This window comes from Pseudarthrobacter lactosi (genome assembly GCF_055412785.1).
Genome location: NZ_JBVAYS010000001.1, coordinates 503038 through 516977 on the forward strand (window position 1 = coordinate 503038; position 13940 = coordinate 516977).

General features: G+C 64.0%; 12 protein-coding genes. All 12 read left to right on the forward strand.

What is annotated here, in order from left to right:
* Window positions 1-23 precede the first annotated feature (23 nt).
* Complete coding sequence (gene uvrA / locus ACZY0Q_RS02270; protein ID WP_463914199.1) at window positions 24-2951, forward strand: excinuclease ABC subunit UvrA; 2928 nt, start codon at window positions 24-26, stop codon at window positions 2949-2951.
* Between the two features lie 78 nt (window positions 2952-3029).
* On the forward strand, window positions 3030-3743 hold the full coding sequence (locus tag ACZY0Q_RS02275; RefSeq protein WP_463914202.1) for an HAD hydrolase-like protein: 714 nt from the start codon (window positions 3030-3032) through the stop codon (window positions 3741-3743).
* Window positions 3730-4398 carry a lysophospholipid acyltransferase family protein gene (locus tag ACZY0Q_RS02280; RefSeq protein WP_463914205.1) on the forward strand — a complete coding sequence of 223 codons (669 nt, stop codon included), beginning with the start codon at window positions 3730-3732 and terminating at the stop codon, window positions 4396-4398. Before ACZY0Q_RS02275 ends, ACZY0Q_RS02280 begins: the two co-directional genes overlap by 14 nt.
* 12 nt (window positions 4399-4410) lie before the next feature.
* Window positions 4411-6417, forward strand: a complete 2007-nt coding sequence (uvrC, locus tag ACZY0Q_RS02285) for an excinuclease ABC subunit UvrC (protein ID WP_463914207.1) — start codon at window positions 4411-4413, stop codon at window positions 6415-6417.
* A gap of 72 nt (window positions 6418-6489) precedes the next feature.
* A complete protein-coding gene (gene rapZ, locus ACZY0Q_RS02290; RefSeq protein ID WP_463914210.1) occupies window positions 6490-7413 on the forward strand; it encodes an RNase adapter RapZ in 924 nt (307 codons plus the stop codon).
* The gene (locus ACZY0Q_RS02295; protein ID WP_463914213.1) at window positions 7413-8432 is read left to right on the forward strand and encodes a gluconeogenesis factor YvcK family protein; all 1020 of its coding nucleotides are present in this window, start codon (window positions 7413-7415) and stop codon (window positions 8430-8432) included. Before rapZ ends, ACZY0Q_RS02295 begins: the two co-directional genes overlap by 1 nt.
* A gap of 9 nt (window positions 8433-8441) precedes the next feature.
* Entirely contained in the window at window positions 8442-9422 is a 981-nt protein-coding gene (whiA, locus tag ACZY0Q_RS02300) for a DNA-binding protein WhiA (RefSeq protein WP_056339766.1), read from the forward strand.
* A 111-nt stretch (window positions 9423-9533) separates the two neighbouring features.
* Entirely contained in the window at window positions 9534-10160 is a 627-nt protein-coding gene (locus ACZY0Q_RS02305) for a superoxide dismutase (RefSeq protein WP_056339769.1), read from the forward strand.
* 264 nt (window positions 10161-10424) lie between these two features.
* A complete protein-coding gene (gene gap, locus ACZY0Q_RS02310) occupies window positions 10425-11435 on the forward strand; it encodes a type I glyceraldehyde-3-phosphate dehydrogenase (RefSeq protein ID WP_185263579.1) in 1011 nt (336 codons plus the stop codon).
* A gap of 10 nt (window positions 11436-11445) precedes the next feature.
* Window positions 11446-12672 (forward strand): phosphoglycerate kinase, encoded by a 1227-nt coding sequence (locus ACZY0Q_RS02315; RefSeq protein WP_463914216.1) that lies wholly within the window; start codon window positions 11446-11448, stop codon window positions 12670-12672.
* An 87-nt stretch (window positions 12673-12759) separates the two neighbouring features.
* Window positions 12760-13575, forward strand: a complete 816-nt coding sequence (tpiA, locus tag ACZY0Q_RS02320) for a triose-phosphate isomerase (protein ID WP_463914218.1) — start codon at window positions 12760-12762, stop codon at window positions 13573-13575.
* 51 nt (window positions 13576-13626) lie between these two features.
* Window positions 13627-13884, forward strand: coding sequence for a preprotein translocase subunit SecG (gene secG / locus ACZY0Q_RS02325; protein WP_160670806.1), 258 nt, complete (start codon window positions 13627-13629; stop codon window positions 13882-13884).
* Window positions 13885-13940: the final 56 nt, after the last annotated feature.

The window sequence follows — 13940 nt, forward strand, 5'->3', positions numbered from 1 at the left end:
AAGTTTTCGATTAGCATTAGTGGGTGCCTAAAGCCGTAGCTGAAGAAACAGCAGTCGAATCCGTCCCCGTCGCCGTTACCCAGGCCCCAGCCACGCCTGCCCGGCCAGACCTCTCCCGCCTTGTGGTCAAGGGTGCGCGCGAGCATAACCTGCGCAATGTGGACCTGGATCTGCCCCGTGATGCCATGATCGTCTTCACCGGCCTATCTGGCTCCGGGAAGTCATCGCTGGCATTCGACACCATCTTCGCCGAGGGCCAGCGGCGCTACGTTGAATCCCTGTCGGCCTATGCCCGCCAGTTCCTCGGCCAGGTGGATAAACCGGATGTCGATTTTATCGAAGGCCTCTCGCCAGCGGTATCGATTGACCAGAAGTCCACCAGCAAGAACCCCCGCTCCACGGTTGGCACCATCACCGAAATTTATGACTACATGCGTCTGCTGTGGGCACGCGTGGGTCGGCCGCATTGCCCGGTTTGTGGTGAGGTTGTGGCCCGGCAGACGCCGCAGCAGATCGTGGACCAGCTCCTTGAGCTCGAGGAAGGCACACGCTTCCAGGTCCTGGCGCCGGTGGTACGTGGGCGCAAGGGCGAGTTCGTGGACCTCTTCAAGGAACTGACCGCCAAGGGCTATTCGCGTGCCCGGGTGGACGGCGAGCTGATCCAGCTGAGTGAGCCCCCCAAACTCGGCAAGCAGTTCAAGCACACCATTGAAGTGGTGGTGGACCGCCTGGTAGTCAAGGAAGGCATCAGCCAGCGCCTCACGGATTCCGTTGAAACGGCACTTGGCCTGGCTGAAGGCCGGGTACTGGCCGAGTTCGTCGATCTGGACGCAGACGCGCCGGGACGGCTGCGGGCATTTTCCGAGAACCTGGCCTGCCCCAACGAACACCCCTTGGCCATCGATGAAATCGAGCCGCGCTCCTTCTCCTTCAACAATCCCTTCGGCGCCTGTTCCGCCTGCAGCGGCATTGGAACACGGCTGGAGGTTGACGAAGAACTGATTATTCCGAACCCTGAGCTGTCGTTGTCCGAGGGTGCCATCGCGCCATGGTCACTCGGCACAGCAACTACCGAGTATTGGAACCGCCTGCTCGAAGGGCTGGCCAATGAGCTTGGCTTCTCCATGGACACGCCGTGGGAGAAGCTGGGCGACGACGTCCGCCAGACCGTCCTGCACGGCAAGGACCACAAGGTGGTTGTCCAGTACAAGAACCGCTTCGGCCGGGAACGCAAATACAGCACCGGCTTCGAGGGCGCCATCCAGTACGTCCACCGCAAGCACGGCGAGACGGACTCCGAGTGGGCCCGCGACCGCTATGAAGAGTACATGCGGCAGATCGCGTGCCCCGCTTGCAATGGCGCCCGGCTCAACCCCGCCTCGCTGTCCGTCCTGATCAACGGCAAGTCCATCGCCGATGTCGCGGCCATGCCCATGCGGGCGTGCGCGGACTTCCTGAACAACCTGGTCCTGACCGGCCGTGAGGCCCAGATCGCCCACCAGGTGCTTAAGGAAATCCAGGCCCGGCTGACGTTCCTGCTCGACGTCGGGCTGGAGTACCTGAACCTGGAGCGCCCTTCCGCCACCTTGTCCGGCGGCGAAGCGCAGCGGATCCGGCTCGCCACCCAGATTGGTTCCGGCCTCGTGGGCGTCCTTTACGTTCTGGACGAGCCCTCCATCGGCCTGCACCAGCGCGACAACCGCCGGCTCATCGACACCCTGACGCGCCTCCGGGACATGGGAAACACGCTCATCGTTGTGGAACACGACGAGGACACCATCCAGGTGGCGGACTGGATCGTTGACATCGGCCCGGGCGCGGGCGAGCACGGCGGCCAGGTGGTGCACTCGGGCTCGTACCAGGACCTCCTGGCCAACACCAACTCCCTGACCGGTGATTACCTGTCCGGCCGCAAGAAGATCGACATCCCCAAGAAGCGGCGCAAATACGACAAAAAGCGTGAGCTGAAGGTCGTCGGGGCCCGTGAGAACAACCTGGTCAACGTTGATGCGGCCTTCCCGCTAGGCCTGTTCACTGCTGTGACCGGCGTCAGCGGCTCCGGCAAGTCCACCCTGGTCAACGAGATCCTCTACAAGGTGCTGGCCAACAAGCTCAACGGCGCCAAGCAGGTGGCCGGACGCCATAAGAGCATCGTGGGCCTGGAGCACCTGGACAAGGTGGTGCACGTGGACCAGAGCCCCATCGGGCGCACCCCCCGGTCCAACCCGGCCACCTACACCGGTGTCTTTGACAACATCCGCAAGCTCTTCGCCGAAACCACCGAGGCCAAGGTCCGCGGCTACCTGCCAGGCCGGTTCTCCTTCAACGTCAAGGGCGGGCGCTGCGAAGCCTGCGCAGGTGACGGCACCCTGAAGATCGAAATGAACTTCCTGCCGGACGTCTACGTTCCCTGCGAGGTGTGCCACGGCGCACGGTACAACCGCGAGACCCTGGAAGTGCACTACAAGGGCAAGACCATCGCGGATGTGCTCAACATGCCCATCGAAGAAGGTGCGGAGTTCTTCGCGGCCTTCTCGCCGATCGCCCGGCACTTGAACACGCTTGTGGACGTGGGCCTCGGCTACGTCCGGCTGGGACAGCCGGCAACCACCCTCTCCGGCGGCGAGGCCCAGCGAGTCAAGCTTGCCGCGGAACTGCAGAAGCGCTCCAACGGACGCAGTGTGTATGTCCTCGACGAGCCCACCACGGGCCTGCACTTCGAGGACATCCGCAAGCTCCTGATGGTCCTTCAGGGGCTGGTGGACAAGGGCAATACAGTGATCACCATCGAACACAACCTGGATGTCATCAAGAGCGCCGACTGGATCGTGGATCTTGGCCCGGACGGCGGTTCGGGCGGCGGCCAGATCGTGGCTACCGGTACTCCGGAGCAGGTGGCGAAATCCACAAAAAGCCACACGGCATCCTTCCTCGCGGAAATACTGAGCTAGGCGGTTGGCTTCCAAGGACGTATGCCGTGTCGGGCATGCGAGTTTCAGGCATGCTCGGTGTCATGAGAAACTAAGCCGGTGACTCAAACAACAGTGCCCGTGATCTTTGACCTGGACGGCACTCTTGTCGATCCGGCCGGCGGAATAACCGACGGAATCGCAGCAGCCCTTGCCGCCGCAGGTCTGCCGGTTCCCGGCCGTGACGTCCTGCAGTCGATGATCGGCCCGAAACTCAGCGACGCCCTCCAGAGTGTCTGCAAGGTTCCGGCCGAGATGCTTGAGGAGGTCATCCGGACATACCGGCAGTATTACCTGGCCACGGGCATAGCCCAGGGCCGGCTATACCCCGGGATCAAGGAAGTGCTGGAGGCTTTTGCGGCGGAAGGCAGGCCGGTGGCCGTCGCCACGCAGAAGCCCGAGGGGCTGGCCCAGATTGTGCTGGGCCACCACGGCATCGCCGGCCTGTTCCAGTCCATCAGGGGCTCGTCGGACAACGAATCGTCAACGGATGGTCCGGTGGGGAAGGCAGAAATCATCGCCGCGGCCCTGGCTGACCTGTCCACCCAGCATGCCGTGATGGTGGGTGACCGCGCCCAGGATGTGGCCGGCGCTATCGCGAACGGGCTTGACTGCATCGGCGTGGGCTGGGGATTCGCGCCCGACGGCGAACTCGAGGAAGCCGGTGCCTTCACCGTGGTGGACACCGCCGCGGTCATGGTTGCGGCCATTGGGCGCCTCGAAGCCATCCACACTGCCGCCATGAGTGAGGTGCGCAACGATGGCGCTGTTTGAAGCAGTCCGCTGGACATTTCGCGGCCTCGTGGCGGGCACCTGCCGGCCCACCGTCGTCGGCCTTGAAAACGTCCCAAAAGAGGGGCCCTTTATTGTGGCCCCGAACCACCTCTCCTTCTTTGACAGTGTCATTGTCCAGGCGCTGATGCCGCGGCCGGTGGCCTTCTTCGCCAAAGCCGAGTACTTCACCACGGGTGGCGTGAAGGGCAAAGTCATGAAATCTTTCTTCGAATCCGTGGGCTCCATCCCCGTCGAGCGCGGTGAGCAGGCAGCAAGCGTCCAGGCGCTCAAAACCCTCCTGGACATCCTGGAGGCAGGCAAGGGCATTGGCATCTACCCAGAAGGCACACGGTCGCGGGACGGTATCCTCTACCGCGGCCGCACCGGCGTGGGCTGGCTCGCCCTGGCAACCGGAGCTCCCGTGGTCCCGGTGGGCCTGATCGGGACCGAGAGCCTGCAGCCAGCCGGTGAGAAGGGCTTCAAGCCGCATCACTTCACCATGAAGGTGGGGGAGCCCCTGTATTTCGACAAAACCGGCCCGGATCATTCGCTGCCGGCCCGGCGCCAAGTGACGGACAGCATCATGGATGCAATCGCCGAACTCAGCGGCCAGGAACGCTCCACCAGCTACAACCAAAGTAAAAGCACGGATTAGTAGAATGAAGTAGTGGCAGATCCAGCAACTTACCGGCCCCAGACGGGTGAAATTCCCACGAACCCCGGGGTATACCGGTTCCGCGATCCACACGGCCGGGTCATCTACGTCGGCAAGGCCAAGAGCCTTCGCTCGCGCCTGAACTCCTACTTCGCGAACCCGGCGGGCCTGCTGCCCAAAACCCACGCAATGGTCCACACGGCCAGCAGCGTCGAGTGGACAGTGGTGGGCAGCGAACTGGAGTCGCTGCAGCTCGAATACACCTGGATCAAGGAATTCAAGCCCCGGTTCAACGTGGTCTTCCGCGACGACAAAACCTATCCGTACCTGGCCCTCACCATGAGCGAGAAGCTCCCCAGGGTCCAGGTCATGCGGGGGGACCGCCGCAAAGGCACCCGGTACTTCGGCCCCTATACGGCCGGCGCCATCAGGGAAACCATGGACACGTTGCTGCGGGTTTTTCCCGTCCGCAGCTGCAGCGCCGGCGTCCTCAAACGGGCCCAGGCGAGTGGCCGGCCCTGCCTGCTGGGCTATATCGACAAATGCTCCGCCCCCTGTGTTGGCCGGGTATCCCCGGAGGAACACCGGGTCCTGGCAGAGGACTTTTGCGCGTTTATGGGCGGCGAGGCCAAACGTTTCATCACCAAGCTCGAAAAGCAGATGGCCGAGGCTGTTGGCACCCTCGACTACGAACGTGCCGCGAGGCTCCGTGATGACATCACCGCGTTGCGGAAGGTCTTTGAGCGTAATGCGGTAGTGCTCGCCGACGATACCGACGCCGACGTCTTCTCGCTGCACGAGGACGAGCTGGAAGCCGCCGTCCAGGTCTTCCACGTCCGGGGCGGCCGGATCCGTGGACAGCGCGGCTGGGTGGTGGAAAAAGTGGAGGATGCCACCACCCCGGACCTCGTGGAACACCTGCTGCAGCAGGTCTACGGCGACGACGGCGACAGCCATGGCAGGTTGCCCCGCGAAGTCCTGGTGCCCGTTGAGCCCAGCAACGCCGCGGAACTGACGGAATGGCTCGGCGGCCTGCGGGGAGCCAAAGTGGATATCAGGGTCCCGCAGCGCGGCGACAAGGCCGCGCTGATGTCCACCGTCCGTGAAAACGCCGAGCACGCGCTCAAACTGCATAAAACCCGCCGCGCCGGGGACCTCACCGTACGCTCCCAGGCACTGCAGGAGCTGCAGGAAGCCCTGGACCTGCCCGTGGCGCTCCTGCGGATCGAATGCTATGACGTTTCCCACGTCCAGGGCACCAACGTCGTGGCGTCCATGGTGGTGGTCGAGGACGGGCTTCCCAAGAAGTCCGATTACCGGAAATTCTCGGTCACCGGGGCCGCCGCTGCGGATGACACTGCCGCCATGCACGACGTCCTGACGCGGCGCTTCCGGTATTACCTGCAGGATAAGTCGGCGCAAGTCGAGGCGTCCGCCCTGCCGGGGCACCAAGCCGCAGTGGAAGCGGCCGCCGACGCCGCCGTCCTGGACACCACTACTGCGGCGCCGCGGGCGAAGTTTGCCTACCCGCCCAACCTTGTGGTGGTCGACGGCGGCCAACCCCAGGTCAACGCGGCAGCCCGGGCGCTGGCAGATCTTGGCATCGATGATGTGTACGTGGTGGGACTGGCCAAACGGCTTGAGGAAGTCTGGCTGCCGGACAGCGACTTCCCTGTGATCCTGCCCAGGACATCGCAGGGACTCTATCTGCTGCAGCGGATCCGGGACGAAGCCCACCGCTTCGCTATCACCTTCCACCGGCAGAAGCGCGGCAAGGCCATGACCGTCTCGGCGCTGGACGGAGTTCCAGGCCTCGGTGAGTCCAAACGCAAGGCACTGCTCACCCACTTCGGGTCCGTCAAGGGTGTCAAAGCTGCCACCGCGGCCGAGCTCACGTCGGCCAAGGGCATCGGCCCATCCCTCGCCAACGCCATCGTGGCCCACTTCAGCGGCGAAGACGCGGCCGGCGAGGCAGTTCCGGCCGTGAATATGGCCACCGGCGAAATCATTGAAACCTAGGTAGGGTAAGGAACGCAGGTTTCCGGCATTGCGGTTGCCTGCGTTCATCTGGACAGAAACGGGGCGGAACGAATGGCAGACTCTACGGCGGAATCCGGGACAGGGCAGGACGGAATGACGCCGGTCAAGCCCGTCGAAGCGGAACTGCTGGTGGTCACCGGTATGTCGGGGGCGGGACGCAGCACCGCCGCGGACGCGCTTGAGGACCATGGCTGGTATGTCGTGGAAAACCTGCCGCCCCAGATGCTGGGCACGCTGGCGGAGATCGTGTCCCACGCGCCGCAGTCCATTCCGCGGCTGGCCGTGGTGATGGATGTCCGCAGCAAGGGCCTCTTTGTCGATGTGCGTGCGGCTCTGGGTGCCCTCGCCGCCAGCGGTGTAACGTTCCGCGTACTTTTCCTGGACGCCAACGACGGTGTCCTGGTCCGCCGCTTCGAGCAGGGCCGCAGGCCCCACCCCCTCCAGGAAGGCGGCCGGATCCTCGACGGCATTGCCGCCGAACGGGAGGTGCTCAAGGAACTGCGCGACAGCTCCGACGTCGTACTGGATACCTCCACCTACAACGTCCACGCCCTGGCTACCGCCATCACTGAACTCTTCAGCGAGACCGGCCCGGTGGCCCTGCGGCTCAACGTCATGAGCTTCGGCTTCAAGTACGGCCTGCCGGTGGATTCCAACTACGTGGCGGACGTCCGGTTTATCCCGAATCCGCACTGGGTCCCGCAGCTGCGCCCGCACACGGGCCTGGACAAAGATGTCAGCGACTACGTCCTAGAGGCGGAAGGCGTGAAGAATTTCGTGGACCGCTATGTCCTGGCGCTTGAGCCCGTGCTGGACGGATACCGGCGTGAAAACAAGCACTACGCCACCATCGCGGTCGGCTGCACGGGTGGCAAGCACCGGTCCGTGGCGGTCGCCGTCGAGCTTTCCAAGAAACTGGCACAGTATCCCCGCGTGACCGTGACCACCACCCATCGGGATCTGGGCCGCGAGTAATGGGGATGTTCACCGGGCCGCTGCCGTTGGTACCGATTTCCAGCGGAACAGCGGTCGGCCAGCAGGACAAGGGCCCCAACGTTGTTGCGCTGGGCGGCGGGCATGGCCTGTCCGCTTCGCTCTCGGCGCTGCGGTTGCTCACCTCGGAGCTGACCGCCATTGTCACTGTGGCGGACGACGGCGGGTCTTCCGGGCGTCTGCGCGACGAGTACGGCGTCCTCCCGCCCGGAGACCTGCGGATGGCGCTCTCCGCCTTGTGCGATGACACGGACTGGGGCCGCACGTGGCGCGACGTGATGCAGCACCGGTTCCGGCCCGGCGAAGGCCGCGGCGGATCGCTGGATGAGCATGCAATGGGGAACCTGCTTATCGTCACCCTTTGGGAGCTTCTGGGCGACACTGTGGCCGGACTGAAGTGGGCCGGCGCCCTGCTCGGCGCCCGCGGGCAGGTACTGCCCATGTCCACCGTGCCGCTGACCATCGAAGGCGACATCCGCGTCACTGCACCTGACGGCACGTCCGCGCTCCAGACAATCCGCGGGCAGGCGCGGTGCGCCGTTGCCGGCTCGTTGGAACAGGTCAGGCTCCTGCCCGAACAGGCGCCGGCATGCATTGAAGCCCTGACGGCCATCGAGCTGGCCGACTGGGTCATCCTCGGGCCGGGGTCCTGGTACACGTCCGTGCTGCCGCACCTGTTGCTCCCCGAAATGCGGGCCGCACTGAGCGCCACAGCGGCAAAACGCTGCCTCACCATGAACCTGGCAACGGACACCAAAGAGACCACGGGCATGTCTGCGGCGGACCACCTGTACGCACTGCACCGGTACGCGCCCGACTTCAGTGTCGACGTCGTCCTCGCGGATCCCGCGTCGGTGCAGGACCGGCAGGAGTTCGAGAAAGCGGCCGGGATGATTGGAGCCGAGGTTGTCTTGGGTAAAGTGGGGGCGTCGGGCCGCCGACCCGTCCATGACCCCCTGCGTCTGGCAGCGGCGTACCACGACATTTTTGGGAACAGTTAGGAAGGTGCCATGGCACTGACATCATCGGTCAAGGAAGAACTGTCCCGTCTGGACATCAAGAAATCGTCTGTCCGCAAGGCAGAGGTTTCGGCCATGCTGCGCTTCGCCGGCGGCCTGCACATCATCTCGGGCCGGATCGTGATCGAAGCCGAGGTTGACCTCGCATCCACGGCCCGCAGGCTCCGGGCAGCCATCGCCGAGGTTTACGGGCACCAGAGCGAGATCATCGTTGTGTCCGGCGGGGGACTGCGCCGCGGCAGCCGGTACGTGGTGCGGGTGGTCCGCGACGGCGAGTCGCTGGCCCGGCAAACAGGGCTCCTGGACGGCCGCGGCCGTCCGGTGCGGGGCCTCCCCTCAGCCGTGGTCAACGGCTCCGCCGCCGACGCCGAGGCCGTCTGGCGTGGTGCTTTCCTGGCCCATGGATCCCTCACCGAGCCGGGCCGTTCGTCATCGCTGGAGGTCACCTGCCCGGGCCCCGAGTCCGCGCTGGCCCTCGTTGGCGCTGCCCGTCGTCTCGGCATCCAGGCGAAAGCCCGCGAAGTCAGGGGAGTGGACCGGGTTGTGATCCGCGACGGCGACACCATTGCCGCCCTGCTCATCCGCATGGGCGCCCACGATGCCCTGATGGTCTGGGAAGAACGCAGGATGCGCAAAGAAGTCAGGGCCACGGCCAACAGGCTCGCCAACTTCGACGACGCCAACCTGCGGCGCTCCGCGCAGGCGGCCGTGGCCGCCGGTGCCAGGGTTGACCGGGCACTTGAAATCCTGGGCGACGATGTCCCGGACCACCTCAAATACGCCGGCGAACTCCGCGTGGCCCACAAGCAGGCAAGCCTGGACGAGCTGGGACGCCTGGCCGATCCGGTGATGACCAAGGACGCCATCGCCGGCCGCATCCGCCGGCTTCTGGCCATGGCGGACAAGCGGGCCATCGATCTGGGGATCCCCGGCACTGATGCCAATGTGACGCCTGAGATGCTGGACGAGTAGCGGCGCCCCTAGAATCAGAGCGTTCACCCTGATCTTCCGGATGCCAGTCATCCGGATGCACAATCCGAGAGTTACAACCCGGACAGACCGTCCACGACATTGGAGGATTTTGTGACCGAGTACGTATTGCCAGAACTCAGCTACGACTACGCAGCGCTTGAGCCGCACATTTCGGCGCGCATCATGGAGCTGCATCACAGCAAGCACCACGCCGCATATGTTGCAGGCGCCAATAATGCCCTTGCCCAGCTGGCAGAGGCACGCGACAAGGGCGACTTCGCCAACATCAACCGCCTTTCCAAGGACCTCGCGTTCCACACCGGTGGCCACATCAACCACTCGGTGTTCTGGAACAACCTGTCCCCGGACGGCGGCGACAAGCCCGAGGGTGAGCTGGCAGCTGCCATCGACGACGCCTTTGGTTCCTTTGACGCCTTCCGTGCCCAGTTCTCCGCGGCAGCCCTCGGCCTGCAGGGATCGGGCTGGGGCTTCCTGGCCTACGAGCCGATCGGTGGCAACCTGGTCATCGAACAGCTCTACGACCAGCAGGGCAACGTAGCACTCGGTACCACGCCGCTGCTGATGCTGGACATGTGGGAGCACGCCTTCTACCTGGACTACGTCAACGTCAAGGCTGACTACGTCAAGGCATTCTGGAACATCGTCAACTGGGCAGATGTCGCCAAGCGCTTCGATGCTGCACGCACCAACGCTACGGGCCTCATTACCCTGCCATAGTGACCTGCAGTACATGTACGTGTAACAAACTTCACATTTCGGCGTGATTTCGGCCGGAAAGTGGATGGTCCGCCCCCGCACTTGCGGGGGCGGACCAACTTAAACGTAAGATGGATCACGGAAGGCGGTCTGCCTTCAGCAACGTGGCTGGTCGCCCTCCGATCTGTTAATCATCTCTGCCCAATGGCGTGCGGGATCTGTTAGTTGGCTTCAACGCCCGCTCAACTAGTTTGTGCTTAATCAAGCACCAAGGAGACTGAACAAGTGACGACCCGTATTGGTATCAACGGCTTCGGCCGCATCGGCCGCAACTACTTCCGCGCAGCCCTCGCCCAGGGCGCAGACCTGGAGATCGTTGCCGTCAACGACCTCACCAGCCCCGAGGCACTGGCCCACCTGCTCAAGTACGACTCCGTCGGGGGCCGCCTCAAGGAAACCGTTGAAGTCAAGGACGGCAACATCGTCGTCGACGGAAACGTCATCAAGGTTCTCGCCGAACGCGATCCCGCCAACCTGCCCTGGGGCGAGCTGGGCGTAGACATCGTCATCGAGTCCACGGGCTTCTTCACCAAGGCCGCTGCCGCGCAGAAGCACATCGATGCAGGCGCCAAGAAAGTCCTGATCTCCGCACCGGCCTCCGACGAGGACATCACCATCGTGATGGGTGTCAACGACGGCCTGTACGACAACGCAGCGCACAACATCATTTCCAACGCGTCCTGCACCACCAACTGCCTGGGCCCGCTGGCAAAGGTTCTCAACGACACCTTCGGCATCGAGCGTGGCCTGATGACCACCATCCACGCCTACACGGCTGACCAGAACCTGCAGGACGGCCCGCACAACGATCTCCGCCGTGCCCGCGCCGCCGCCATCAACATGGTTCCCACCTCCACGGGTGCGGCCAAGGCGATCGGCCTGGTCCTGCCGGAGCTCAAGGGCAAGCTGGACGGCTACGCCATCCGCGTGCCCGTCCCCACCGGCTCGGCCACCGACCTCACGGTCACCGTCTCCCGCGAGACCACTGTCGAGGAAGTCAACGCAGCACTGAAGAAGGCTTCGGAGTCCGAAGAGTTCCAGGGCATCCTCACTTACACAGACGCTCCGATTGTTTCCTCGGACATCGTTGGGGACCCCTCGTCGTCGATCTTCGACTCGGGCCTGACCAAGGTCATCGGCAACCAGGTCAAGGTTGTTTCCTGGTATGACAACGAATGGGGCTACTCCAACCGCCTCGTGGACCTCACGGAGCTCGTCGCAGCCAAGCTGGGCTAGGGTTAGACACATGACATTCCACACCCTCAACGAACTGATCGCTGAAGGTGTCCGCGGGCGGTACATTCTTGTCAGAAGTGACCTGAATGTGCCGCTCGACGGCTCTACAGTGACTGACGACGGCCGTATCAAGGCCTCTCTGCCAGTACTGGGAAAGCTCACGGACGCCGGTGCCCGCGTGCTGGTAACAGCCCACCTCGGACGCCCCAAGGGGGCTCCGGAGGAAAAATACTCCCTCCAGCCTGCCGTAGCGCGGCTCGCAGAAATTGCCGACTTCAAGGTCTCGCTAGCGCAGGACACTGTAGGCAGCTCCGCGAAGGAACTCGCTGCCTCGCTTCAGGACGGCGAAGTCCTCGTCCTGGAGAACGTGCGTTTCGACGCCCGTGAGACCAGCAAGGACGATGCCGAACGCGGCGCTTTCGCGGACGAACTGGTGGCCCTGACAGGGGACAACGGTGCCTACGTTGACGACGCCTTCGGCGCCGTACACCGCAAGCACGCCAGTGTCTTCGACGTCGCCACCCGGCTCCCGTCCTACCAGGGCGATCTCGTACACACCGAGGTGGAGGTCCTGCGGAAGCTGACGGCTGACACGCAGCGGCCGTACGTGGTGGTTCTCGGCGGCTCCAAGGTCTCCGACAAGCTCGCGGTCATCGATAACCTCATCGGCAAGGCCGACACCATCCTGGTGGGCGGCGGCATGCTGTTCACCTTCCTGGCGGCAGAGGGCCACAGCGTGGCCGGCAGCCTCCTGGAAGAAGACCAGATCCCGGTTGTCCAGGACTACCTGAATCGGGCTGCCGGAGCCGGCACGGAATTCATTGTGCCCACGGACGTTATCGTGGCCAGTAAGTTCGCGGCAGACGCAGATCACGAGACCGTGCCGGCGGACGGCATCGAAGGCACCAGCTTCGGCGCTCAGGGCATCGGCCTGGACATCGGACCGGACTCTGCAGCGGCTTTTGCGGACCGGATTAAAGGCGCCAAAACGGTGTTCTGGAACGGGCCCATGGGAGTCTTCGAGTTCGAAGCATTCTCGGGCGGAACCCGCGCCGTGGCCAAGGCCCTCACTGAGTCCGACGCGTTCACCGTGGTGGGCGGCGGGGACTCCGCTGCCGCCGTGCGGACGCTGGGCTTCGCTGACGACCAGTTCGGACACATTTCGACCGGCGGCGGCGCCAGCCTGGAGTATCTCGAAGGCAAGGAACTCCCGGGACTCAGCGTCCTGGACCGTTAGGAACCTGGACTGCCAAGTCCTCCGGCCGGCAGGGTGCCCGCGGGCACCCTGCCGGCCGCACACATATCAAGTACTTTTGGAGAACACGTGACTACGTCAACGAACGGCGCTTTTGACCGCACGCCTCTCATTGCAGGCAACTGGAAGATGAACATGGACCACGTCCAGGGCATCACCCTCCTGCAGAAGCTGGCCTGGACCCTGTCTGACGCCAAGCACGACTACAGCCGGGTTGAGGTAGCAGTCTTCCCGCCATTCACCGACCTCCGCGGCGTGCAGACCCTCGTCCAGGGCGATGAACTGGACATTGCCTACGGCGGCCAGGACCTCTCCCAGTTCGACTCGGGCGCCTACACCGGCGACACGTCGGGCCAGTTCCTGAGCAAGCTGGGCTGCCGCTATGTCCTGGTGGGGCACAGCGAACGCCGCACCATCCACCAGGAATCCGATGACGTCCTCAATGCCAAGATCAAGGCCGCATTCAAGCACAATGTCACTCCGGTCCTTTGCATTGGCGAGGGCCTGGAAATCCGTCAGGCCGGCACCCATGTCGAGCACACCCTGACACAGCTCCGGGCGAACGTCGACGGACTGGCGGCCGAGCAGGCGGCAGAGCTTGTGGTGGCCTACGAGCCCGTCTGGGCTATCGGCACGGGTGAAGTGGCCGGGCCGGAGGACGCCCAGGAAATGTGTGCTGCCATTCGTGCGGAACTGGCCACCCTCTTCGGCGACGATGTTGCGGCGAAGATCCGGCTGCTCTACGGCGGCTCGGTCAAGGCCAACAATGTTGCCGCGATCCTGAAGGAACGCGACGTCGACGGCGTGTTGGTCGGTGGGGCCAGCCTCGATCCCGCAGAGTTTGCTAATATTGTCAGGTTCGAGAGTCACCTGGTGACGGACTAGTCCGCCACGCAGTTCCAGGCTCCCGCAATTCCAATCTTCTGAAAGGCCGTCGTGGACGTTCTTCATGTCATTCTGCAGATTCTCCTGGGCATCACCAGCCTTCTGCTGACCCTGCTTATCCTTCTCCACAAGGGACGGGGTGGCGGGCTGTCGGACATGTTCGGCGGCGGTATGAGTTCCGGCCTCAGCTCGTCCGGCGTCGCCGAACGAAACCTGAACAGGTTCACCGTGATTCTGGGCGTCACCTGGGGCGTCGTGATCATTGCCCTCGGCCTGATTATGCGCTTCAGCGGTGCAGGGGACTCATAGCCCCCTGCAATTGATCGTCGCCCGGCACTGCCGCGATGAAGATCTCCGAACTAAAC

Excerpts from the sequence above, each read along its gene's own strand:
- ACZY0Q_RS02280 (WP_463914205.1), top strand. The coding sequence starts at position 3,730 with ATGGCGCTGTTTGAAGCAGTCCGCTGGACATTTCGCGGCCTCGTGGCG.
- rapZ (WP_463914210.1), top strand. The coding sequence starts at position 6,490 with ATGGCAGACTCTACGGCGGAATCCGGGACAGGGCAGGACGGAATGACG.
- ACZY0Q_RS02295 (WP_463914213.1), top strand. The coding sequence starts at position 7,413 with ATGGGGATGTTCACCGGGCCGCTGCCGTTGGTACCGATTTCCAGCGGA.
- whiA (WP_056339766.1), top strand. The coding sequence starts at position 8,442 with ATGGCACTGACATCATCGGTCAAGGAAGAACTGTCCCGTCTGGACATC.
- ACZY0Q_RS02315 (WP_463914216.1), top strand. The coding sequence starts at position 11,446 with ATGACATTCCACACCCTCAACGAACTGATCGCTGAAGGTGTCCGCGGG.